Origin of the sequence: Sphingomonas sp., assembly GCF_019242355.1 — a bacterium.
GTDB lineage: Bacteria > Pseudomonadota > Alphaproteobacteria > Sphingomonadales > Sphingomonadaceae > Sphingomicrobium.
Window position 1 is genome coordinate 13,250 of record NZ_JAFAVR010000065.1, and the last position, 21,454, is coordinate 34,703.

Consider the following 21,454-nt stretch of genomic DNA (forward strand, 5'->3'; position numbering starts at 1 on the left):
GTTACTCGGGGAGTGCGGCGCGGCGCAGATCGCGGGCCCGGGTCAGGATGATGTCCTCGAGCTTCTGCGTCGTCGCGGCGGTGACCGGCGCATCGACCCAGGCGCCGTTCTGCTGGACCTGGCGGGCGGCAGCGACGCGAAGCGCATCGGCGCGCAGGTCCGGGTCGAGGATCGAGACCGTCAGCTTGACCCGCTCGCCGGGGGCCCGCGGACTGGTGTACCAGTCGGTGATGATGACGCCGCTGCTTGGATCGGCCTGAAGCAGCGGGGCGAAAGACACCGTGTCCACCGCCGCTCGCCACAAATAGGCGTTGACGCCGATCGTCGTCATCCGCGCCGGCGCCAGAGCCGTGGACGGCGCGACGCGGCGGTGCGTGCATCCTCCCGTCGCCAATGCAAGGGCGATCAGTGCGGCGGCGGCTTTGGGCAGGCGGTGCATTCGGTCGTCCTCGAAGAGCGTCAACGCGGTTGGCGTGCGTTATAAGAGGTCAAGGCCCGCTCGCAAGCATGTCCCGTCCCGGAGCGTGATTGTTGTGACTCAGCAACAGCGCCAGGATGAATCGATTCCGCTCATGGAACCTTCAGGCCGGCCGGACTATATCGACTCGGTAATCGGGGAGTCTGACAGGTTGAGTAGCCTGCGCACATCGGCGGCATTTCTGGGGGCGGCGCTCTGCGCCGTCGCCGGCATTGCGCTGTCGCCGGCGCTCGCGGCCACAAGCCAGGCTAAGAAGCGGCCGCCCGCCGTGGCGCTCAGTTTCGATCCCATTTCCTCGTTTACGCCGGCCAACGGCGACCCGCGGCTTGCGAGGGCGTTCGCCAACCGGCCGCTCTCGCTCACCGACCTGACCTTCACGCCCGCCGCGGCGAAGGGCCGTCCGTCCCAGCTGCGGGTTGCGATACGCGCCCGCGCCGTCACTCCGGCAGCGACCGGCGTCGTCGCGGCCAGCGCTCCGGCGCCCCTGACAACTCTGACTGCGACCAGCTATAATCTTGGCGTGGCGCTCGGCTGGCGACGATTTGCAGTTTCGGGCGACGTTGCGAAGACCAAGGCCGCCGACCAGGCGCTTGGCGGACGCGAGACCGCCGTCGTCGGCGTCAGCTATTCCATCCCGCGGTTTACAGGCCGGGTGGCGGTCGGTGCCGATAAGGCGGACGGCCGGCCTGTCGCCGCGCTTCGCCAAGGCGACGCCTACTCGCTGGACGTTGGCGGTTCTTATTCGCTGTCGCGGCATTTGGACCTAACCGGAGGCGTCCGCTACCAGGTGGACCGCGAGCGGCTGTCGGCCCTTCGTGACGACCGGCGCGACAGTCAGGCCGTCTACGTCGGCACCGCATTCAAGTTCTAACTTTACTCGCCGGGGCCATCTCTCACTAGCCACGCGTCGATCCCGGCCCAGCCGTGGAATGCGCCTGCCGACAAGGCGGCGAACGCGTGTTCATCCATTCCGCCGAGCGCGATGGCCGGCACGCCTGCCGACCGCGCGATCTCCTCGGCGTGGGTGGGCCCCAGCGGCTGCCGCCCGGGATGCGACCGGGTGGCGTGAACGGGCGAGACAAAGATCAGTGCAGCGCCACGATCCCGAGCCCGGGCGGCATCGGCCATGTCGTGCACGGCCATGGATATCGGCAACGCCGACGGGCCGTCCGGATTGTGCACGAGTGCTGCTCCGAGCTCCGCCGCGAGGACGCAATCCCGGGCAATGGCGAGCGCGATCGCGCGGGATCGGCAGGCGGCCGCAATGTCCCGCGCCAGCGTCCGCCGATCCTCTGCCGGCGTCGCATAGTGGCGGAAGACGATTCCGGACTGGCCGTCGGGGAGCCGGTCGATCGCTTCCCACAACCGCGACTCGAGCCGCTCGTCCGTCATCAGCCATTGTCTCGGCAAACGTGTCTGGCGGGCGGTCATGGGCCTTCTTATAGCGGCCTCCGATGAGCAACGCTGCCGGCCGCCGGCGAGACATTCTCGACACGATCTCCGCCGCGGCCCGGCTCGCACGCCGCGAGCCGGGGGACGTTCGCCTCGTCGCCGTCACCAAGGGCCGGACCCCCGATGAGATCGCGCCGCTTCTCGCGGCAGGCCAGCGGGACTTCGGCGAGAACCGGGTTCAGGAAGCGATTGCCAAATGGCCGCCGCTGATCGCCCGCAACGAGGGCGTCCGACTGCACGCGATCGGCCGCCTGCAATCGAACAAGGCAGCCGAGGCGATACGATTGTTTGATGTCATCCACGCGCTCGACCGGACATCGCTTCTCCAGGCTCTCGTGACCGAAGCGGAGAAGGCAAGCCGATTCCCTGAAGTGTATGTCCAGGTGAACATTGGCGAGGAAGAGCAGAAGGGCGGTTGCGCGATCGGCGACGTTGGCGAGATGGTCGCCTCGGTCAGGGCCTCGCCGCTGCCACTGGCCGGGCTGATGTGCATCCCGCCGCATGAACTCGATCCCGCACCATATTTCGCTCTGCTTGCCGAGCTTGGCCGCCGTCATGGCGTCAGTGGGCTCAGCATGGGGATGTCCGCCGACTATCGCACCGCCGTCATGCTCGGAGCGACCGCGGTCCGCGTCGGCACGGCCTTGTTCGAGGAATGACGGTGCGGCCGCGCGGACTGATCTTCGACTTCGACGGCGTGCTCCTCGAAAGCGAGTATGAGGGCAATCGTCACCTCGCCCAGCTCCTCACCGAACTTGGTCACGATCACAGCGTTGCCGAGACGAATCGGCACTATACAGGCCTTTCCGGCCCCGATTTCGTCGCCGCGATCGAGCGGCGGATCGGTACCAAGCTGCCGTTTGATTTCCATGACCGAGTGCGAGCACGCAGCCGGGTACTGCTGCGCGACGGGATTGCCGCGGTCGCGGGCGCCGTCGAGTTCGTGCGCTCGCTTCCGCGGGATCTGCCGCGCGCGGTCGCCTCGTCCAGTTCGACCCAATGGATCCGCGGCCATCTCGAGCATCTCGGCCTGGCGGAAGACTTCGGCGATCACCTCTATAGCGGACGCGAACACGTCGATCGCGGCAAGCCGCAACCGGACATCTATTTGCATGCAGCGAAGGAGATCGGCGTTCCGATCGCCGATAGCGCGATCCTCGAGGATTCGGTGGTCGGCGCCACCGGCGCGCTGGCGTCGGGCGCGCGAGTGATCGGACTTGCCGCCGGAGCCCACTGCTCCGACGGGCATGACAGGCTCCTCCAGGACGTGGGCGTTCGTGAGATCGCCTACACTTTCGACGATGTGCGGAGGCTGCTCGAACTCTAACCCAGGTGGCCGCTGCGGCTGTGCTTGGTAGCGAGATAGTCGGCGTTGTGCGGGTTCGCCGGCATGTGATGGCCGACGCGCTCGACCACGCCGATGCCGGCGCTTTCGAGCCCGGCGACCTTATTCGGATTGTTGGTTAGGAGCCGGATCCGATCGACGCCGAGCGCCCTCAGCATCGCCGCGGCTTCGGCATAGCCGCGCTCGTCGTCCGCGAAGCCCAGCCGCCGGTTGGCATCCACGGTGTCGAGTCCCCGGTCCTGCAAGGCATAGGCGCGGATCTTGTTGGCGATGCCGATGCCTCGTCCTTCCTGGCGAAGATAGAGAAGGATGCCGCCTCCTGCAGCGCCGATCAGCCGCAACGCCTCCTTCAGCTGCGGGCCGCAATCACATTTCAATGAGCCGAAGACGTCGCCGGTCAGGCATTCGCTGTGCAGGCGGACCAGCGGCGGCTGACCGCCGAACGCGCCGATTACGAGAACGACATGCTCCTGCCCGTCGGCAAGTGTGCGGAAGACCACGATCTGGGTCGGCGGCATATCATCGAGCGGCAGTTTCGCGCGGGCGAGGAGCTCAACGGCGCCGGCGCTCTTCCGGAGATCGTCGACGCTGAACGATTCGGCGCCCTCGGTCGGGGGAAGCACCCACAGGGCCGGCAGCAGCCCCGCGGACCTGGCGAGCTGGAGTCCTGTCCGGGCCACGTCGGGAAAGTCGAGTGGTCCGGGGATCAACGGCCCAATCAGGGTGCGATCGAGGTCGCGACCTGGGTCGGCGAGGGCGAGCGCCGCCGGCCCGTCGAGCCACGCCTCGCGGGCGATCAGCACCGGCACTGCGGAATCGGCGGCGTCGCGTCGATTTGCCAGTGCGAGACCGGCCGCGCGCTCACCGCTGATCAGCAACCGCGCCGCTCGATCCGAGTCGACGACCTCCAGCATGTCCGGCGTCGCTGTCTCGACCGCCAGCACGGCCATCGCTCCAACGCCGTCGATTCGCACGGGCCGGCCTGCCCGCAGAAGGGCAATCGCCCGCCGGACACGCGCAGTGGGGTCGCTCAAGCCTCGATCTCGCAGATCAGGGGCACATGGTCGGACGGCCGTTCCCACTTTCGGCACGGCTCGAGCACGCGATGCGCCTTCAAATGACCGCCAAGCTCCGGCGACGCCCACATGTGGTCCAGTCGCCGCCCACGGTCGTTCTTGGTCCAGTCCGGCGAACGATAGCTCCACCAGGTGAAGCAGCGCTCCGGCGCCGGCACGAAGCGACGGCCAATGTCGATCCAGTCATGCGCGTCGCGCAGCCGGTTAAGCGCGTCGACCTCGACCGGCGTGTGACTGACGACATTGAGCAGCGCCTTGTGGCTCCAGACGTCGCACTCGAGCGGCGCGACGTTGAAGTCGCCCAAGATGATGGACGGCTCCTTCAAGCCTTCGGACCAGCGCGTCATTCGCTCGATGAAGTCGAGCTTCTGTCCGAACTTTGGGTTCACCAGGCGGTCCGGCGTGTCGCCGCCAGCTGGCACATAGACGTTCTCGAGCCGAATGCCGCACTCGAGTCGAACTCCGATATGGCGCGCTTCGCCATTGTCCTGCCAGTCGTGCTTGCCGGGATCGGCAAGCGGTACCCGGCTCAGAATGGCGACGCCATGGTGCATCCTCTGGCCATTCAGCTGCTGGTGGCGATAACCGTGGCCGTGGAACAGCTCGACCGGGAAGACGTCATTGAGCGCCTTCGTCTCCTGCAGGCAGAGGATGTCCGGCTGCTCGTCGGCGATCAGACGCTCTACGAGCGCAAGACGTGCGCGCACCGAATTGATGTTCCAGGATGCGATCTTCAGCGTCTTGCTCACCCGCTGCCGCTTAGCCTGTCCGCCCCGACAAGCAAAAGGCCCCCGCTCCGGGGGCATGGAGCGAGGGCCGCCTAGCGTTCGTCACGCAAGGGATCCGCGGCCCGGGTAACAGGGGGAAACCCCAAGCCATTGCGGATCGATCTTCCGTTTACGCGGGCTCGCCTGACGCAGCGATGAACAAGTCCCGAACTGAAACGGACTTTTCCCCGTCTTGCCCCGCTTTCAACGCGCTTTGACCGGCATCCTGAAGGTGAAGGCGCCGTCGGGCACTGGCACGTTATAGCGAACATTGGACAGCCGGACGGTCGTTCGCTTGTTCTGCGCATCGATCGCCGTCCAGCCGTAGAGCTGAAGGCCCGCCGGCGCCGACGGCGAGCGCAGGAAGGCCAGGACCAGCGTGCCCGTGCCGATGATGCCGCTGCCGCTGGTGCGCACGACGACGATGCGCTTATCGGGATTGGGTACGAGGTGGCCGATGCGCCTCACGTCCGGATTCGCGGCCAGAAGCATGCCGAGCGGCGTCTTGTTGATGTCCCAGCTGTTCTTCTGCCCGACCTGGTAATCCAGGAACCACAGCCTCTTGCCGTCGCCGACCAGAAGCAGGTCGCCGCTGCCGTACTGGAATCGGATGTGCCCCGGTCGCTTAAGCTGGAGCGTACCGGCAGCCGAACGACCCTGCGCATCGGTCTGGACGAAGTCGGCGGTCATTGTCTGGACGGTGGAGATGTGGTCGCGAACGTGGCTGAGGTCGGCGCTGTCCTGCGCGGCGCCGGCGGGCACGGCCCCGGCAACGATCGCCACGGGCGCGGCCACGCGCGCGAAACTCCTTGCGAAACTCATCTGCGACACTCCGGGATTTGGCAGGCCGGACTGGCCATCCGCCATTGAATGCGCACTGAACTTGGCAGTTCCGTGCGGTTCAGGAACGGTTTTTGGCTCAGGTCGCGGGCATCAGATCGGATGCCCGTCCGGGTCGATCAGCACCTCGCGGCGGCCGACGTGGTCGGGTTGGCCGACGAGACCGTCCTTCTCCATGCGCTCGATCAGACGTGCAGCGCTGTTGTAGCCGATGCGCAGCTGTCGCTGGATATAGGAGGTGGATGCCTTCTGGCTTTCGGCGACCGTCTGCACCGCCTTGCGGTAAAGCTGGGTCTCGGCATCGTCCTCTTGGGTCGGCTGGCCGTCGAATAGATAGCCGCCATCCTCCGGCTCCTCGGTCACGGCCTGGATGTAATCGGGCGCGCCCTGCTTGCGCCAATGCTCGGCGACAGCACGGACTTCCTCGTCGCTGACGAACGGGCCGTGGACGCGCATGATCTGCTTACCGCCGGGCATGTAGAGCATGTCGCCCTTGCCGAGCAGCTGCTCAGCGCCCTGCTCGCCAAGGATGGTGCGGCTGTCGATCTTGCTGGTTACCTGGAAGCTGATGCGGGTCGGGAGGTTGGCCTTGATAACGCCGGTGATGACGTCGACCGACGGCCGCTGCGTCGCCATGATCAGGTGAATGCCAGCGGCGCGCGCCTTCTGTGCGAGACGCTGGATCAGGAACTCGCCCTCCTTGCCTGCAGTCATCATCAGGTCGGCGAGCTCATCAACCACCACCACGATCTGAGGCAGGACCTCGTATTCCAGTTCCTCCACCTCGTAGATCGGCTGGCCGCTGGCGGCGTCGTAGCCGGTCTGGACCCGCCGCCCGAGCTTCGAGCCCTTGGCCTTGGTTTCGCGCACCTTGGCGTTGAAGCTCGGGAGGGCGCGGACGCCGAGATTCGCCATCATGCGATAACGCTCCTCCATCTGCTCGACCGTCCACTTGAGCGCGCGAACCGCCTTACCGGGCTCGGTGACCACCGGCGCCAAGAGGTGCGGGATATCGTCATAGCTCGACAATTCCAGCATCTTGGGATCGATCATGATCAGTTTGCAGTCTTCCGGGCCGTACCGGTAGAGCAGCGACAGGATCATGCAGTTAAGCCCGACGGACTTGCCCGATCCGGTCGTTCCGGCAACCAGCAGGTGCGGCATCGGCGCGAGGTCGGCGATGACCGGGTCACCGGCGATGTTCTTGCCGAGGATCAGCGGCAGCGACATGTTCTGGTCCTCGAACGCCTGGCTTCCGATCAGCTCGGACAGGCTCACTGCTTCCCGCTTTGGGTTGGGAAGCTCGATGCCGATGACGCTGCGCCCCGGGATGGTGGCCACGCGTGCCGAAAGAGCGGACATGTTGCGGGCGATGTCGTCGGCCAACGCGATGACGCGGCTGGCCTTCGTGCCGCTGGCCGGCTCGAGCTCGTACATCGTGACGACCGGTCCAGGACGGACTTCGACAATTTCGCCGCGCACCTTGAAATCATCGAGCACTGCCTCGAGTAAGCGGGCGTTGCGCTCAAGACCGGCGCGATCGATCTGCTGCTTGCCCTTCTCCGGCGGTGCGGTGAGCAGGTCCATCGTCGGCAGCTGGTAATGGTCGCCGAGTGCGAGACTCGTCTGGGCGGCCGCTTTGCGCGCTTGCGAGCGGCTCGCGGCAGCGGCCGATTTTACGGGCTCGACCACGGCAACCGAAGGACGTGAACGCGGCGGAGCAGCCGGGGCCGGGCGATCGTCGCGGATTTCGGTCGCGCGCGGCGCGGCGCGGCGCGGGCGTGGGGCCGGCATCCGGGCGAGCCCCGCAAGCCAGCCGCGCTCCTCGTCCGCAAGGCCAAGCGCAAAGTAACCCAGCGCAAGGCCGGCAATGGCGAACAGCAGCAGCAATGTCAGGCGAAGCGGTCCGGCAATCGCGGGATTTGGGATCAGGCCGACCGCAGACGCGACCCCGTGCGCTCCCGCAAGTCCGAGGGCGCCGCCCCAGCCGCCCGGCAAGCCCGAGACCGCCGAGCCGCTCGTCAGTCCGAGCGCAACCCCGGCAAGGACGGCGCCCAGGGCAGCCAGAAGCATCCCGCGGCCGATGCGACCCGGATCGCGCAGGCGCATCATCCGCGACCCGGCGAGGGCGATGACTGGCAAGAATAGGATTGAACCCAGGCCGAAAAGCAGCAGCAGCAGGTCGCTGGCGTAGGCGCCGACGCTGCCCAGCCAGTTTGCGGGCGGTCCGCCGGCAGCCGTGCTGAGCGACGGGTCGTTAGGGCTATGGCTGGCGAGCGCGATCGCGCAAGCGATCGCAACGCCGAGCAGAAGCAGTCCAACGGCGCGGACGAACACGCGGCGCACGGCATCGCGCAAAGCATCGCGCCAGTCGGGCGCCAGGTCGCGCTTCGAAGCGCGGGCTGCTACGGTCGCCATCTTCCACCCCGGTCAGTTACAGTCCTAGAATCCCCCACGCGGACTCCTCGGTCAAGCGAACTTCTTGGCGTCATTGCGCCGGAGGGCTAGGACGGGGGTCATGGACCGGGCGGACGTCATCATCTTCGGCGGCGGGATGGTGGGCCTTGCCCTGGCTTCCGCGCTCGACTGCAGCGGCCTCACCGCGATCGTCATCGACCCCGCCGACCCTCGCCAGCATGCCAATGCTGCTTTCGACGGGCGCACGAGCGCCGTGTCGTCGAGCTCGATGCGAATGCTGACGGCGATTGGCGTCGCCGGGCATCTCGTGCCCGGCTGTCCGATCCGGCAGATCGCGGTCGCCGATGGACTTCGACCCGGCGGGCTTCACTTCGAACCGGATGACGATGAGCCGCTTGGCTGGATGAACGAGAACCGGCACCTTCGCGCTGCGCTCCTCGCCCGCGCCGAGACCGCGAAGAATGCGAAGTTGTTGTGGGCAGCGAAGGTCGCCGACGTCGATCGCGGCACGCATAGCGTCACGGCCTCGCTTGAGGACGGTCGAAAGGTTTCCGCTCCGCTGCTGGTCGCGGCCGACGGACGCAACTCGCGAACGCGGGAAGAGGCGGGCATCCGCGTCGCGCGCTGGCGATACGATCATCAGGCGATCGTTTCCGTGCTCCGCCACGAGTCGGCGCACGACCATGTCGCCTATGAGATCTTCTATCCGGGCGGGCCGTTCGCCATCCTGCCGATGACTGACGACGCGGGCGGCCATCGATCAGCGATCGTCTGGTCGGTGCCGAATGCCGATGCCGCCGGCTGGCTATCGCTCAGCGACGAGGATTTCGCGGGCGAAGCGCAAGCTGCCATGGGCGAGTTCCTCGGCAAGGTCGCAATGCTCGCGCCGCGATCGTCCTATCCCCTTGGCTTCCATCACGCGGCGCAAATCACTGGCGACCGGGTGGCGCTGATCGGCGATGCTGCCCACGCCATCCACCCGATCGCCGGGCAGGGCCTCAATCTCGGCTTTCGCGATGTCGCCGCGCTGGCGGAGGTGCTGGTCGACGGCGCCCGCCTCGGTCTCGACCTCGGCGACCGCCAGCTGCTTGACCGCTATCGGCGCTGGCGCTCGCTCGACGCCTTGTCCGTCGCCTTCGCCACGGATAGCTTGACCCGCCTCTACGGTGTGCCGGGCAAGACCGCGTCGGCGGTTCGGCGGCTTGGCATGGGCCTGGTCGACCGCATCTCCCCGCTCCGAGACAGGTTCATGGCCGAAGCTCGCGGCACTAGCGGCGATCTGCCGCTGCTTCTGCGCGGGCTGCCTATCTGATTACTGAATTGTCGGTTCCGCCTCGACGCCGCCGCTGACCGCGGCGCGGTGGAACTGCATCAGCTGAACGAGGAGATCGGCGCGCCCGTCAAGGCTGGCCTGCTCCAGCAGCGCCTGCTTCGCGCCGACGTCGAACGGCCCAACCTGAGCGATCGAATTGACCAGCAGTTCATCGTCAAGCCGACCGACCGACTCCCAGTCGACCGCAAGGCCGAGCGCATCGCCGAGCCGCCGCGCCTCCCGCTCGACCTCTGCCCGCTCGCCGAGCGAAAGGGGCTCCGGTTCGCTGTCGTCATAAGCCGTGATATCGATCTCCGCGCACCGATAGAGCGCATCCGTCTCGCGCTCGCCCAAGACCCGGAAGCGGTTCGTGCCGTGAAGCACGATATTGTAGCGCCCGTCGTCGAGCTCCTCGACGCCGACGATGTCGCCGATGCAGCCGGCGGCGTAGAGCGGCGCCTTGTTGTCGTCGTCGAGCCGGTGCGGCTGGATCATGCCAATCCTGCCGGAGCCGTCGAGCGCATCCCGGACCATGTCGCGGTACCGCGGTTCGAAGATATGCAGCGGCAGCTGCGCGCGCGGGAACAGGATCGCTCCGGGCAACGGGAAGATCGGGACGACCAGAGCCCGGCTCATGTGAACAGGATTGCGGAAAGCCTACGCCGCTGAGCGCTTGACCAGGGATCGCCGAGCCCCTGCGCTTCGAGGAGCTGCAGGAAGCGGATGCGCGCTGCGCCTTCGTTCCAGTCCCGATCGCGCCTGATCAGCTCCAGCAGCGCATCGGCCGCTCCGTCGCGATCGCCGCTGCCCATCTTCGCTCCGGCAAGCTCGAACCTGGCCTCGTGATCGTCCGGATCGGCGGCCAGCCGGGCATCGAGCCCCGATGTCTCCGCGGAGGCCGGAGCCGCCGACACGAGCTCCAGCGCCGCTTTGGCCCGCGCGATTTCCGGCTTGCCGCCGAGATCGTTGGACACCGAATTGAGCACCTCGCGCGCCTCCACGGTTTCGCCAGCGGCAATCAATGCACGCACCAGCCCGCCGATCACGTCCGGGCGTTGCGGCGCCATTTCCCGGATTTGCCGAAATACATTGACCGCGCGCGGCGCATCTCCCTCATTGAGGATCTGCTCACCCATTGCCACCAGCGGCTCGATCTCCGCCTCCGCCGCAGCGTCTTCGCCTTCAATCTTGAACTGGCCAAGCAGCTGGTCGAGCGCCTTCCTGAGCTGTCCCTCACTGCGATGGTTGGTGAGGTCAGCGACCGGCTGGCCCCGATGCATCGCGTAAACGGTCGGAATCGACTGAACCTGGAACTGCGAGGCGATGAACCGGTCCTTGTCGACGTCGATCTTGGCGAGCTTCACGCCCTTGCCCGCATAATCTTCGGCGACCTTGTCGAGCGTCGGCGCCAGCTGCTTGCACGGCCCGCACCATTCGGCCCAGAAATCGACGATCACTAGCCCATCCATCGACGGCGTCACGACATCGCGCTGAAAGCGCTCGACCTCTTCCCGTTCCGCTTCGCTCAAGCCCAGAGTTGCCACGCCCGATTGCTCCTTTGGCCGTTCATATGGGCTAGCCGCGGATGCTCCCGCAAGGGCCGCCATTGCGCGGCTGCGTCGCGCATCTACACAGTTCCGGCATGACACTGGCAACTCTCGATCGACGGCAGGTATCTCGCTGGCAATGGCGAGCGGTCTGGTTGCTCGTGGTGCTCGGCCTGGTTCTCCGCCTGGCGATGGCGCGCGGCGCGCTATGGCTCGACGAAGCTTGGTCCGTGGTGCTCGTCCGGCAGGTGAAGCCGTTCATCGGTGTCCTTGCGCAGATCCACCACGACAACAACCATCCGCTCAACAGCTGGTGGATCCAGCTTGTCGGCCCGGGCGCCCCTGTCCTCGCGCTTCGCGGGCTGTCGATCGCCTGCTCGACCCTGACGATCCCGATCGCGGCGCGCTTCGCCGGTCGTCGCGGCGGTGGCTACGGAGCAGCCGCCGCAGCCCTGTTTGCGTTCTCGCCGATGCTGGTGCTGGTCGGCTCGGAGGCGCGCGGGTATGCGGCCGCGCTGCTGGCCGAGGCATGGCTCATCGACCGGCTCGATCCGGAGCGGCAGGGCGAAGCTCCCTCACCGCTGGTCCTGGCGACGGCCGGCTTGCTTGGGACCCTCGCTCATCTGCTGTTCTTTCCGACGCTGCTGCTCATCGCCGCCTGGCAGGTTGCGGTGCGCGACCCGGAGGAATCGCTTCGAGGGCGGCTTGGGCGAACCGTCGATCGCCTCGCGCCCGCGCTCATTGCCTCGTTCACGGTCGTCATTATCGTTGTCGGCGCGGCGTACGCGGTGCAGGGCGGAATGACGCTCGGCAGCGCGGCTCCGTTCACGTTCGCGGGCTGGGCTGGCGGCGTAAGCGAGGCGGCCGGACTTTCACTCGGGACGATCTGGCTCGCGCTGCCATTGCTCGCGCTGCTCCTGGCCACGCCGAGACCGTCCCGGGCAGACTGGACGCTATGGCTCCTCGTTGGGCTTGGCCTGCCGTTCGGAGCGCTGCTGATGCGCCCGCCGAATGCGGAGATCGCGCGCTACTACCTGCCCTCGGCTTTCGCCCTGCTGGCGCTGGCCGCGATCCGCTGCACAACCCATCGGATCGGCTGGCTCGTCCTCGCGTCCATCGCTGCGACGATGCTGTGGCGGGACTGTGCGTTGATTGAGGCGCAGCGGAGCGAGCCCGACCTGCCCGTCCGGATCCTCGCTGCGCAGCAGGGCCGTCCGGGGGCGATAATTTTAGCCTCGTCGAGGCTGTCGGCCCCGATCGAGCTCGCCGCGGAGCGGATGGGCATGCGGCTCCGGATGGCGACTGCATGTATTCCGGCCGACTATCTGCTCGGGGACCGCGAGTGGGGCGCGGCGGCAAAGCGGGAGGTCCAGTATTGCGGCGCGGTCTGGCGCTTGCTCGCCACTCGCCCCGCTTCCTATCGCGATGGCGCCGGCTGGGCGCTTTATCGGCGGTCGGGGTTGCAAGCGCCAAAGCCCGTCGCTAATGCCCCGCGGCGCGCGGCAGACCGCGCCCAGGCCAGAGCGGGCGTAGCTCAGGGGTAGAGCACAACCTTGCCAAGGTTGGGGTCGAGGGTTCGAATCCCTTCGCCCGCTCCAGCGCCGACCGATCCATTGGAAATGTCGAAGCGCTGGAGCGTTCCCTCGCGATTCAGCAGCGAAGTCGCGCCGCAGCCGTTGTCTTCGCAAACCCTGGCCACAATCGGCCTGGAAGGAGACTCGACATGGCCGATCAGGCTGAACTCGCCCGCCCCGAGAGCCGCGACACGGTCCGTGCGGTCAACCCCGCGACGGATCAGCCCGGAAAGTCGTATGAGACGACTAGCCGCGAAGAGGCTGCAGCGGCGGCCAAAGCCGCGCATTCGGCGTTCCGCGACTGGCGCGGCACCTCATTCGCCGACCGCTCGGCCGTCATCCACAAGGCGGCCGCGATCCTCCGCTCTCGGCATGATGAGTTCGCCCGGCTGATGACTGAGGAGATGGGCAAGACGCTCGACGAGGGCCGCGCCGAGGTCGAGAAGTGCGCAGTCCATTGCGACTGGTTCGCCGATCACGCGGCCGATTATCTGGCGCGGCAGCCGGTCGACATCGGCGGCCCAGAAGCATTCGTCACTTTCAACCCGCTCGGTGTCGTGCTTGCGGTGATGCCGTGGAACTTCCCATTCTGGCAGGTCTTCCGCTTCGCCGCGCCGGCACTGATGGCCGGCAATGGCGCGCTCCTGAAGCACGCCAGCAACGTGCCGGGCTGCGCGCTCGCAATTGAGGAGGTGCTCCACCAGGCCGGCGTGCCTCGCGACCTGTTCCGGACTTTGCTGCTCCCGAGCAGCGAGGTCGAGGGCCTGATCAAGGACGAAAATATCGCCGCCGTTACCCTGACCGGGAGCGTCGCCGCAGGCAAAAGCGTCGCAATGGCCGCCGGTAGCGTCCTCAAGAAATGCGTGCTCGAGCTCGGCGGCTCGGATGCCTACCTCGTGCTCGAAGACGTGGACGTCGAAGCGGCGGCGAAAGTCGCCGCGACCGCCCGCATGGTCAACGGCGGCCAGAGCTGCATTGCCGGCAAGCGCTTCATCGTCGTCCGCTCGGTCCTTGATGCCTTCGAGCAGGCGGTGGTCGAGGAAATGCGCGGCTATGAAATGGGCGACCCCACGCAGAAGGGCACGAAGCTTGGGCCCATGCAGAGCGTGAAGGCGCGAGACGAGATTCATCGCCAGGTCACCGACAGCGTTCGCGCCGGGGCGCGACTCCTGCTTGGCGGCCACGTTCCCGAGCGGCAAGGTGCCTGGTATCCAGCGACGGTGCTGACCGACGTGCGCGCCGGACAGCCCGCGCATGACGAGGAAGTGTTCGGGCCGGTCGCCGCAATCATCGCCGCAGAGGACGAGGCCCACGCCATCCGGATCGCGAACGCCAGCGAGTTTGGCCTCGGCTCCGGCGTGCTCACTCGCGACGTCGACCGCGGCCGTCGAATCGCCTCCGAGGAGCTCGAGGCGGGGCTCTGCTTCGTCAACGAGAACGTTCGTTCCGACCCGCGCATGCCGTTCGGCGGAGTCAAGCATTCGGGCTTCGGTCGAGAGTGCGCCGACTATGGCATCCGCGAGTTCGTCAACATCAAGAGCGTGCACGTGCGACCGCTCGAAGACGCCGCCCACAACCGGGTGGAATGATGCTCAGCCGCCGAACGGGTGGGTCGCGTGGTATGATTCGATTGTCGTCGTGACGTTGCGCATCAGTTGCTGAGCACTGCCGTCACTCTTGTTCGGAACGGTCATGATCGCCACCGCATAGACGGTCCCGTCCGGCGCTGTGAGCAGGCCGATGTCGTTGATCCCGGCGATCTGGCCGTTGAGGACCTGGCCGGTGCCGGTCTTGTGATTCCACTCCCATCCAGGCGCAAGCGCGGCCCTGACGCGCAATCCGCCGGTCTTGGTCTGGCCCATGGTCGACAGGAGCTTCGCCGTCGATTCTCGCGATAATAGCTCGCCGCTCTTGAGCGCCGCGAGGGCGTTGGCGATCGCATGCGGCGCCGCGCCGTCATCGGGATCCCGCACATAGCGGTCGAACGCCGCCTGCCGCACCGGCATTGGAAGCGCCGTCCGCGCGTCCATGAAAGCCGTACCGATCGAATAGGCCGGATTCCAGGCAAGGCCCGCGATCTTCGACTGGAGCGCGCGCTCGCCGTCGTAGAAGCGGATGGCGCCGAGGTTCTTGCGGGCGATCATCGCGCGTACGGTGGGCGGGCCGCCGATCGACCACAGCAGCTTGTCGTTGGCGGTATTGTCGCTTTGCGTGATCGCCGCGAACAACAGGTCACCGATGGTAATCGACTGAACGCTTCCGGCGAGGATCTGGTCGCCGAGCGGCTGGTGGAACAGGGTCATGTCGCCGCGGGTCAGCGGCACCCGCTGATCCAGGCTGACCTCGCCGCGATCGACCGCATCCAAGGTCGCAAGCGCCACCCACAGCTTGGAGCAGCTCTGCTGCGGGAACAGCATCCGCGCGTTCCAGCCGGCTTCCCAGTCACTGCCGAGCGATACGATGGCGATGCCGGCCTTGCCGTCGAAACTGCGTCCGAGCTCGGCAATCTGATCATTGAGGATCGAAGGCGCGGCTGCCCGGTCGCGGTGCACCTCACGCCTCGCCGGGGCTGACTTGCCGGGCCGACCCGGGATTTGGGTCGTCGCGCAACCACCGGCAGCAGTCACCGCGGCAAGCGCAACGGCAAGCCCGACCTGCCTGCGAAAGGCCCTCATGACGCAAGTTGCTCCCCTGCCGGGCGGCGGCGAATCATCCCTGGGTACCGGCCCCGCCCATCAGAGCGGCGCTTTCGAGCTCGTCCAGCGCCCGATGCACGGTCACATAGCGTCGCGCCTTGTCGGTCCAGGCGGCGGCCGCCGGAGCGCCCGGCAGCCGCATCGTCTCGGCCAGCGCGTCGTCGACGTCGCCGCCGGACAGGAGCTGGAGCGCGCGGGCGTAGCGAGCATCCGGATTCGTCGCGGGACGCCCGGCGCGATGGATCTCGATCAAATTGCCGAGCCCGCTCTTGAACTTCGCCCACCAACCGCCGGTCGGAGCGCCGCTTCGCAAATTGGGCCCGAGCGCCTCATATTCGGTGATGAGGTCGTTGAGACGGACCGGCTGGTGGGCGGCGGTGATGACCGTCGCTACCGCCGGCTGGTGGTCTGGCCCGAAGCGGCTCGCCAGGAGCGGCTCGAGATAACCCAGGGCCACTCCGCGATCGATTGCGCGGCGCGCAGCGAAAGTCACGACCAGCGCATCCGCGCGCCCCGCCGAACCCTGCGCGCGCTGGGTCGCGCTTTCGACCCGTGCCAGCCGCTGCTCGAGGTCGGCGATCTTCTGCTCGTCGTCGCTTTGAAGCGGCTGCGCAGTGACTGCCACCGCCGCAGGCTGTGGCTGGATTAGGCGCACCGGTCCTGCCTGCGACGCGGGAGGAGCTACGCCGAGTAGCCGAGCGGCCGGCTGGTAATGCGCGAGGGTCCAGGTGGCCGCGGCCGCTCCGGCGAGGAGCAGCGCAACGCCGAGGCCCACCCGGGCGCCCCAGCCCGCTCCGCTTCGATACCTTGTCGCGTTCATTGCCGGCGTTTGTCGCACAGTCGCCCGGCGACGGCCAGAAGCGCCTCATCGGTCGGCTGGTCGGCATGATCGACGCTCTTCCACCCGTGTCCGGCGGCATCCGCCGCAGCCGCGCTGATGGCGGCGATCGCGACGTCTCCGCGATCCAGTCCCTGCCGGACCGCGAGTTCCGCCAGCCGCTTGCCCGCGCGCGGTGAGTGAACCAGCGCGACACCTCCGGCGATCGCGGTCAGGTCGGGAGGCGGCTCGAGCGGCTCTGAGCGATAGACGGTCACGGCGGTAATCGCCTGGCGCGTCTCGCCGGTCACTGCTCGATCTTCGCCACACAGGTGCAAGAGCTTCAGGTCCGCTTCGAGCGAGCCGAGCAGGCGCTCGACCCCCGCGTCGCCGCTGCTGGTAATGTCGAAGCCGGCGTCCCGGGCGGCGTCCGCGGTCGCTTTTCCGACCGCGTGCACCGGCAGTCCGCGCAACTCCCTGAGCTGATCCCCGGCGCACCGCACGGCGTTGGCGCTGGTCAGGAGCAGCGCATCGAATCCGCCCGCTTCCGGGACTTCCCAATCGACTCGCTCGACCGCGAACAGCGGGACACTGAGCGCATCGATCTCCAGCGCTCGCGCACGTTCCACGGTCTCGTTCGCGCCCGGCTCGGGACGCAGGACGATCACTCGGCTCATGCGGGCGAGAACAGCCTCCGGATCGACTCCGGCGCCTTGCCGAGCATCTCCTTGGCCATTGCGGCCGGCGCCTGCTCGTCGCCGCAGTCGAAGACTCCGCGCTGCTCGACCATGTCCTTGCCGTCCTCGCTGAAGATCTGGGCGCGAATCCTGAGGTCGCCGTCCTCCAGCACCGCAAAGGCCGCGACGGGGGACGAGCAGGTCGCGCCGAGTGCTCGCGTGAACGCGCGCTCCGCCATCACGCACCAATAGGTGATCTGGTTGTTGACGGTGGTCAGCACGCTCTGGGTGCGGTTGTCGTCGGTGCGGCACTCGATCCCGATTACCGCCTGCGCTGGTGCCGGCAGGATGACTTCGGTCGGGATCGAGGTGCCGACATCGATCCCGAGGCGCTTGAGGCCCGCACAGGCGAGAAGGGTCGCGTCGATCTCGCCCTCCTCGACCTTGCGTAGCCGGGTTTCGACATTGCCGCGCAACGGCACGATCTTGAAGTCGGGCCGCATCGCGAGGAGTTGCGCCTGCCGCCGCTTCGACGAGGTGCCGATGACCGCGCCCTGCTTGAGATTCGAGATCTGGTCGCCACCGATCAGACGGTCGCGGACATCGCCGCGCGGACGGACGGCGGCAATGTGGATTTCGCGGGGGCGGACGCTTTCGACGTCCTTCATCGAATGGACGCAAAAGTCGACGTCGCCGTTCAGCAGCGCCTGGTCGAGCTCCTTGGTCCACAGGGCCTTGCCGCCGATCTCCGCCAGCGGCCGGTCCTGGACCATGTCGCCGGTCGTCTTGATCGGCACGATTTCGATATAGCCGTCGGGCCAGCGCTGGGCGGTTTCGATCGCCGCGGCAACCTTGCGCGACTGGGCCAGCGCCAGCGGCGAGCCTCGTGTTCCAAGCTTCAGCCGTCCCTGCATTCCTGCACCTCTAGTGCATGGCGAGGCATTCAGGCAAAGGGCCGCCAAAGGAAATCGGCCAACAAACCTGAAATGACGATCATTCTTGGCCTGGAATCGTCCTGCGACGACAGCGCGGCGGCTCTTGTCACCGCCGACCGGCGCATTCTTGCCCAAGCAGTGGTTGGCCAGAACAGCGCGCATCAGCCCTATGGCGGCGTCGTTCCGGAAATCGCCGCGCGCGCCCATGTCGAGATTCTGCCGAAGCTGATTCGCGACGTCCTCACGGAGGCCGAGCTCTCGATTCGCGATGTCGACGCGATTGCGGCAACGGCCGGCCCGGGGTTGATCGGTGGCGTCATGGTGGCACTTCTCGCTGGCAAGGGCCTCGCGCTCGCCGCCGGCAAGCCGCTGATCGCGGTCAACCATCTCGAAGGCCACGCGCTCAGCCCGCGCCTGGCCGATCCCGACCTCGGCTTTCCTTATTTGCTGCTACTGGTCTCGGGCGGCCACTGCCAGTTGCTGGAGGTTCGTGGGGTCGGTGACTACCGGCGGCTCGCGACCACGATCGACGATGCCGCGGGCGAGGCGTTCGACAAGGCGGCCAAGTTGCTCGGCCTCGGTTATCCCGGGGGGCCGGCCATCGAGGCGCTTGCAGCCGAGGGCAATTCGCGTGAAGTGCCGTTGCCGCGCCCGCTCGTCGGCTCCGCCGAGCCGCATTTCTCCTTCGCGGGCTTGAAGAGCGCGGTCCAGCGCGCCGCCGCGTGCGCAGACTTCCGACGCGAGGACATCGCCGCGAGCTTCCAGCAAGCGGTGATCGACTGCCTCGTCGACCGAACCCGCCTGGCCCTCCAGCAGACCGATGCGCCCACCCTGGTGGTTGCCGGCGGAGTCGCGGCGAACGGCGAAATCCGAAGTGCGCTGGCAAGCCTTGCCGAGGCGAACGGTCGACAGTTCAGCGTGCCGCCCGCCTGGCTTTGCACCGACAATGCCGCGATGATCGCCTGGGTCGGAGCAGAGCGCTTTGGCGCCGGCCTCTGTGATCCTCTCGACGCGCCGGCCCGCGCCCGCTGGCCGCTGGACGAGAATGCCGAGAAAGTTCGTGGCGCCGGGGTTAAGGCATGACCGTCGCCAGGATTGGTGTGATCGGCGGCGGCGCCTGGGGCACAGCGCTCGCACAGGTCGCGGCAAGCAGCGGCGAGACCCTTATTTGGGCGCGAGAGGAGGATGTCGTCGCCGGCATCAACGGGGCGCGGGAAAATGCCGTCTTCCTTCCGGGCGTCGCACTCCATGAGGGGATTCGCGCGACGGCCGAACTCGCCGACCTTGATGGCTGTGACGTCTTGCTCGTCGTTACCCCCGCGCAGCACATGCGGTCGGTCCTTGGAGGGATTCGCCGCGCCGGCGCCCCCCTGCTCCTCTGCGCAAAGGGCATCGAGGAAGGCACCGGAAAGCTCGTCCACGAAGTCGCCCGCGAGCTCTGCCCGGACGCCCCGATCGCAGTCCTGTCCGGGCCGACCTTCGCCCATGAAGTCGCGAAGGGCCTACCGACCGCGGTCACCCTTGCCGCGGAGGACCTCGCCCTCGCCGAGCAGCTCCGCGACCGCATCGCGCTGCCGGAATTTCGCATCTACATATCCGACGACGTCGCCGGCGCGGAGATCGGCGGAGCGGTCAAGAACGTCCTTGCGATCGCCTGCGGCGTGGTCGAGGGCCGCGGCCTCGGTCAGAACGCGCGTGCGGCGCTCATCGCGCGCGGCTTCGCCGAGATGACCCGCTTCGGGCTGGCGAGGGGAGCAAAGCGCGAGACCCTGGCCGGACTGTCCGGATTCGGCGACCTCGTCCTGACCTGCTCCTCGACCAGCTCCCGCAATTACTCGCTTGGGCTCGGCATCGGTGGGGGCCGCCCCGCCACGGAGCTCCTCGCGGACCGGCGCACGGTTGCCGAAGGCGCCTTCACCGCCCCGGTGCTTGCGCGGATCGCCCGCGACGAGGGCATCGACATGCCAATCGTCCAGGCGGTTGCGGACCTCATCGCCGGCCGGTCGGATGTCGACTCGGTGCTCGGATCGCTCCTGTCGCGGCCGCCCAGGACCGAGGCAGTCTAGAAATCGATCGCGATCCCCTTCTTTTCCCAATCACCGTAGCGAGTCGGATCGGGCTTCTGCTCCTCGCCGACCGGCGGCTCGGCGGCCGGGCTCGCTTCCGGCGCCGGCACCGGCGGCGACGGGCTGAGATGCGTGGGCGGGTCGAGGTGCTTCGGGCGTTTCATGACGCCAAGATGATGATCGGGCGCGACAATGCCAAGCGATGAAGGCGTTCCCGCGCGCCGCGCCGCGCTGCAGATGCTGGACGCCGTGCTTCGCCGTGGCCAGACCATCGAGGCCGCCGCGACCCGCGCGACCAATCTCGCGCCGGTGGACCGCGCGCTCGCGACCGCGATTGCCGGTGAGACGCTGCGCCGCCTGCCCGACCTCGATGCCCTGATCGACAGCGCGACCCGCCAGCCCCTGCCAGACGATTCGAAGTCGCGTGCGGTTCTCCGTCTCGCGCTCGCCCAGAAGATCGGTCTTGGCACGCCCGACCATGCGATTGTCGCCACCGCTTTGCCGCTGGTCGACGGCGGCCCGCGCCGGCTGGTTCATGGGGTGCTCGGAACCTTGCTCCGCCGCGGCGTGACGGCCACGGATTCCTGCCGCCTCCCCGGAATCGTCGAGGATCGCTGGCGATCGGCCTGGGGCGAGGAGGCGGTGCTCGCCGCCCGCCGCCAGATCGCCAGACGGCCATCCCTCGATCTCACCTTCGCCGACGATGCCGCCGCAGAGATGTTCGCACAGGCCAACGGTGGTCGCTCGCTCGCCCGCCGTCACGTCCGCGTCGACAGCAGCAATGTCGCCGAGCTGCCGGGCTTCAATTCCGGACAATGGTGGGTCCAGGACCTTGCGGCCTCGCTCCCCGCGCGCCTGATCCCGGCAGAAGCGACCCAAGTCCTCGATCTCTGCGCGGCGCCCGGCGGAAAAACCATGCAGCTTGCCGCCGCCGGCCACCGCGTAACGGCGCTCGACTCGTCCCGCAGTCGTCTCGGACGATTAAACGAGAATCTTCAGCGCACGCACCTCACGGCCCAGCTCGTCGTCGCCGACGCCTTGCAATGGACTCCGGACCGCCGGTTCGACGCCATCCTGCTCGACGCGCCCTGCTCCGCGACCGGCACCTTTCGCCGCCATCCCGAAGTTCTCTACCGCGCGCGGCCTCGCATCGTCGCGGACAATAGCGAACTCCAGTCCCGCCTCCTCGCCCGCGCCGCGAAATGGCTGAAGTCCGGCGGCGTCCTCGTCTATTCCGTCTGCTCGCTCGAACCGCAGGAGGGTGAGGAGCGGCTCGCCGACCTCCTTAAGAATGATCCCACTCTGGAAATGCGCCCGCCTCTGGCCGGTGAGCTTCCGGCCGCGGCCAATCCGACCGGTCCCGGGTGGGTCCGCATTCTTCCCGGCCTGCTCGAAGCCGAGGGCGGTCTCGACGGCTTCTTCATGGCGCGCCTTGTCGCCAAGGGCTGAACCCG

Annotated in this window: 22 protein-coding genes and 1 tRNA gene; 10 read left to right on the forward strand and 13 right to left on the reverse strand. The window is 67.6% G+C overall.

Going from position 1 to position 21,454, the window contains the following annotated elements; genetic code table 11:
• Window position 1 precedes the first annotated feature (1 nt).
• Complete coding sequence (locus JOZ79_RS02770; protein WP_294070239.1) at window positions 2-439, reverse strand: DUF3576 domain-containing protein; 438 nt, start codon at window positions 437-439, stop codon at window positions 2-4.
• Between the two features lie 190 nt (window positions 440-629).
• Here JOZ79_RS02770 and JOZ79_RS02775 point away from each other — a divergent pair, with 190 nt between their 5' ends.
• Entirely contained in the window at window positions 630-1,349 is a 720-nt protein-coding gene (locus tag JOZ79_RS02775) for a porin (RefSeq protein WP_294070242.1), read from the forward strand.
• 2 nt (window positions 1,350-1,351) lie between these two features.
• Here JOZ79_RS02775 and JOZ79_RS02780 read toward each other — a convergent pair whose 3' ends face one another.
• The gene (locus JOZ79_RS02780) at window positions 1,352-1,909 is read right to left on the reverse strand and encodes a thiamine phosphate synthase (protein WP_294070245.1); all 558 of its coding nucleotides are present in this window, start codon (window positions 1,907-1,909) and stop codon (window positions 1,352-1,354) included.
• A gap of 23 nt (window positions 1,910-1,932) precedes the next feature.
• On the opposite strand from JOZ79_RS02780, the gene JOZ79_RS02785 reads away from it, so the two are divergent.
• Together JOZ79_RS02785 and JOZ79_RS02790 are read left to right on the forward strand one after the other, a co-directional pair.
• Window positions 1,933-2,589 carry a YggS family pyridoxal phosphate-dependent enzyme gene (locus tag JOZ79_RS02785; RefSeq protein WP_294070248.1) on the forward strand — a complete coding sequence of 219 codons (657 nt, stop codon included), beginning with the start codon at window positions 1,933-1,935 and terminating at the stop codon, window positions 2,587-2,589.
• Complete coding sequence (locus tag JOZ79_RS02790; RefSeq protein ID WP_366514787.1) at window positions 2,586-3,257, forward strand: HAD family phosphatase; 672 nt, start codon at window positions 2,586-2,588, stop codon at window positions 3,255-3,257. Before JOZ79_RS02785 ends, JOZ79_RS02790 begins: the two co-directional genes overlap by 4 nt.
• Here JOZ79_RS02790 and ribA read toward each other — a convergent pair.
• From ribA to JOZ79_RS02810, 4 genes are all read right to left on the reverse strand, one after another.
• Window positions 3,254-4,309 carry a GTP cyclohydrolase II gene (gene ribA / locus JOZ79_RS02795; RefSeq protein ID WP_294070253.1) on the reverse strand — a complete coding sequence of 352 codons (1,056 nt, stop codon included), beginning with the start codon at window positions 4,307-4,309 and terminating at the stop codon, window positions 3,254-3,256. The two genes, JOZ79_RS02790 and ribA, sit on opposite strands and share 4 nt — an antisense overlap.
• On the reverse strand, window positions 4,306-5,100 hold the full coding sequence (locus JOZ79_RS02800; RefSeq protein ID WP_294070256.1) for an exodeoxyribonuclease III: 795 nt from the start codon (window positions 5,098-5,100) through the stop codon (window positions 4,306-4,308). The genes ribA and JOZ79_RS02800 overlap by 4 nt, the downstream gene beginning before the upstream one ends.
• 222 nt (window positions 5,101-5,322) lie before the next feature.
• Window positions 5,323-5,913, reverse strand: coding sequence for an outer-membrane lipoprotein carrier protein LolA (locus tag JOZ79_RS02805; RefSeq protein ID WP_294070258.1), 591 nt, complete (start codon window positions 5,911-5,913; stop codon window positions 5,323-5,325).
• A gap of 138 nt (window positions 5,914-6,051) precedes the next feature.
• The gene (locus tag JOZ79_RS02810; protein ID WP_294070260.1) at window positions 6,052-8,376 is read right to left on the reverse strand and encodes a DNA translocase FtsK 4TM domain-containing protein; all 2,325 of its coding nucleotides are present in this window, start codon (window positions 8,374-8,376) and stop codon (window positions 6,052-6,054) included.
• 100 nt (window positions 8,377-8,476) lie between these two features.
• Here JOZ79_RS02810 and JOZ79_RS02815 point away from each other — a divergent pair, with 100 nt between their 5' ends.
• Window positions 8,477-9,688, forward strand: coding sequence for a UbiH/UbiF/VisC/COQ6 family ubiquinone biosynthesis hydroxylase (locus tag JOZ79_RS02815; RefSeq protein ID WP_294070262.1), 1,212 nt, complete (start codon window positions 8,477-8,479; stop codon window positions 9,686-9,688).
• On the opposite strand, the gene JOZ79_RS02820 is transcribed toward JOZ79_RS02815, so the two are convergent.
• Both JOZ79_RS02820 and JOZ79_RS02825 read right to left on the reverse strand, forming a co-directional pair.
• Entirely contained in the window at window positions 9,689-10,324 is a 636-nt protein-coding gene (locus JOZ79_RS02820; RefSeq protein ID WP_294070264.1) for an LON peptidase substrate-binding domain-containing protein, read from the reverse strand.
• The gene (locus tag JOZ79_RS02825; protein ID WP_294070267.1) at window positions 10,321-11,232 is read right to left on the reverse strand and encodes a tetratricopeptide repeat protein; all 912 of its coding nucleotides are present in this window, start codon (window positions 11,230-11,232) and stop codon (window positions 10,321-10,323) included. The genes JOZ79_RS02820 and JOZ79_RS02825 overlap by 4 nt, the downstream gene beginning before the upstream one ends.
• Before the next feature lie 98 nt (window positions 11,233-11,330).
• Here JOZ79_RS02825 and JOZ79_RS02830 point away from each other — a divergent pair, with 98 nt between their 5' ends.
• The 3 genes from JOZ79_RS02830 to JOZ79_RS02840 all read left to right on the forward strand — a co-directional run bounded on the left by JOZ79_RS02830 (window position 11,331) and on the right by JOZ79_RS02840 (window position 14,398).
• Window positions 11,331-12,779: a hypothetical protein gene (locus JOZ79_RS02830; protein ID WP_294070269.1), complete on the forward strand. Its 1,449-nt coding sequence runs from the start codon at window positions 11,331-11,333 to the stop codon at window positions 12,777-12,779.
• A tRNA-Gly gene (locus JOZ79_RS02835) sits at window positions 12,759-12,833 on the forward strand. The genes JOZ79_RS02830 and JOZ79_RS02835 overlap by 21 nt, the downstream gene beginning before the upstream one ends.
• A 125-nt stretch (window positions 12,834-12,958) precedes the next feature.
• A complete protein-coding gene (locus tag JOZ79_RS02840) occupies window positions 12,959-14,398 on the forward strand; it encodes an NAD-dependent succinate-semialdehyde dehydrogenase (RefSeq protein WP_294070270.1) in 1,440 nt (479 codons plus the stop codon).
• Between the two features lie 3 nt (window positions 14,399-14,401).
• On the opposite strand, the gene JOZ79_RS02845 is transcribed toward JOZ79_RS02840, so the two are convergent.
• Genes JOZ79_RS02845 through hemC form a run of 4 tightly spaced genes read right to left on the reverse strand, consistent with a single transcriptional unit; the run spans window position 14,402 to window position 17,913 of the window.
• Window positions 14,402-15,484 carry a serine hydrolase gene (locus JOZ79_RS02845; RefSeq protein ID WP_294070273.1) on the reverse strand — a complete coding sequence of 361 codons (1,083 nt, stop codon included), beginning with the start codon at window positions 15,482-15,484 and terminating at the stop codon, window positions 14,402-14,404.
• A gap of 34 nt (window positions 15,485-15,518) precedes the next feature.
• Window positions 15,519-16,325: a hypothetical protein gene (locus JOZ79_RS02850; RefSeq protein ID WP_294070275.1), complete on the reverse strand. Its 807-nt coding sequence runs from the start codon at window positions 16,323-16,325 to the stop codon at window positions 15,519-15,521.
• Window positions 16,322-16,999: a uroporphyrinogen-III synthase gene (locus tag JOZ79_RS02855; protein WP_294070277.1), complete on the reverse strand. Its 678-nt coding sequence runs from the start codon at window positions 16,997-16,999 to the stop codon at window positions 16,322-16,324. Before JOZ79_RS02855 ends, JOZ79_RS02850 begins: the two co-directional genes overlap by 4 nt.
• Window positions 16,996-17,913, reverse strand: coding sequence for a hydroxymethylbilane synthase (hemC, locus tag JOZ79_RS02860; protein WP_294070279.1), 918 nt, complete (start codon window positions 17,911-17,913; stop codon window positions 16,996-16,998). The genes JOZ79_RS02855 and hemC overlap by 4 nt, the downstream gene beginning before the upstream one ends.
• A gap of 72 nt (window positions 17,914-17,985) precedes the next feature.
• On the opposite strand from hemC, the gene tsaD reads away from it, so the two are divergent.
• Together tsaD and JOZ79_RS02870 are read left to right on the forward strand one after the other, a co-directional pair.
• Window positions 17,986-19,017 carry a tRNA (adenosine(37)-N6)-threonylcarbamoyltransferase complex transferase subunit TsaD gene (tsaD, locus tag JOZ79_RS02865; RefSeq protein ID WP_294070280.1) on the forward strand — a complete coding sequence of 344 codons (1,032 nt, stop codon included), beginning with the start codon at window positions 17,986-17,988 and terminating at the stop codon, window positions 19,015-19,017.
• Window positions 19,014-20,000 (forward strand): NAD(P)H-dependent glycerol-3-phosphate dehydrogenase, encoded by a 987-nt coding sequence (locus JOZ79_RS02870; RefSeq protein ID WP_294070282.1) that lies wholly within the window; start codon window positions 19,014-19,016, stop codon window positions 19,998-20,000. The genes tsaD and JOZ79_RS02870 overlap by 4 nt, the downstream gene beginning before the upstream one ends.
• Here JOZ79_RS02870 and JOZ79_RS02875 read toward each other — a convergent pair.
• Complete coding sequence (locus JOZ79_RS02875) at window positions 19,997-20,164, reverse strand: DUF1674 domain-containing protein (RefSeq protein WP_294070284.1); 168 nt, start codon at window positions 20,162-20,164, stop codon at window positions 19,997-19,999. The two genes, JOZ79_RS02870 and JOZ79_RS02875, sit on opposite strands and share 4 nt — an antisense overlap.
• Window positions 20,165-20,192: 28 nt before the next feature.
• On the opposite strand from JOZ79_RS02875, the gene JOZ79_RS02880 reads away from it, so the two are divergent.
• Window positions 20,193-21,449 carry an RsmB/NOP family class I SAM-dependent RNA methyltransferase gene (locus JOZ79_RS02880; RefSeq protein WP_294070286.1) on the forward strand — a complete coding sequence of 419 codons (1,257 nt, stop codon included), beginning with the start codon at window positions 20,193-20,195 and terminating at the stop codon, window positions 21,447-21,449.
• Window positions 21,450-21,454: the final 5 nt, after the last annotated feature.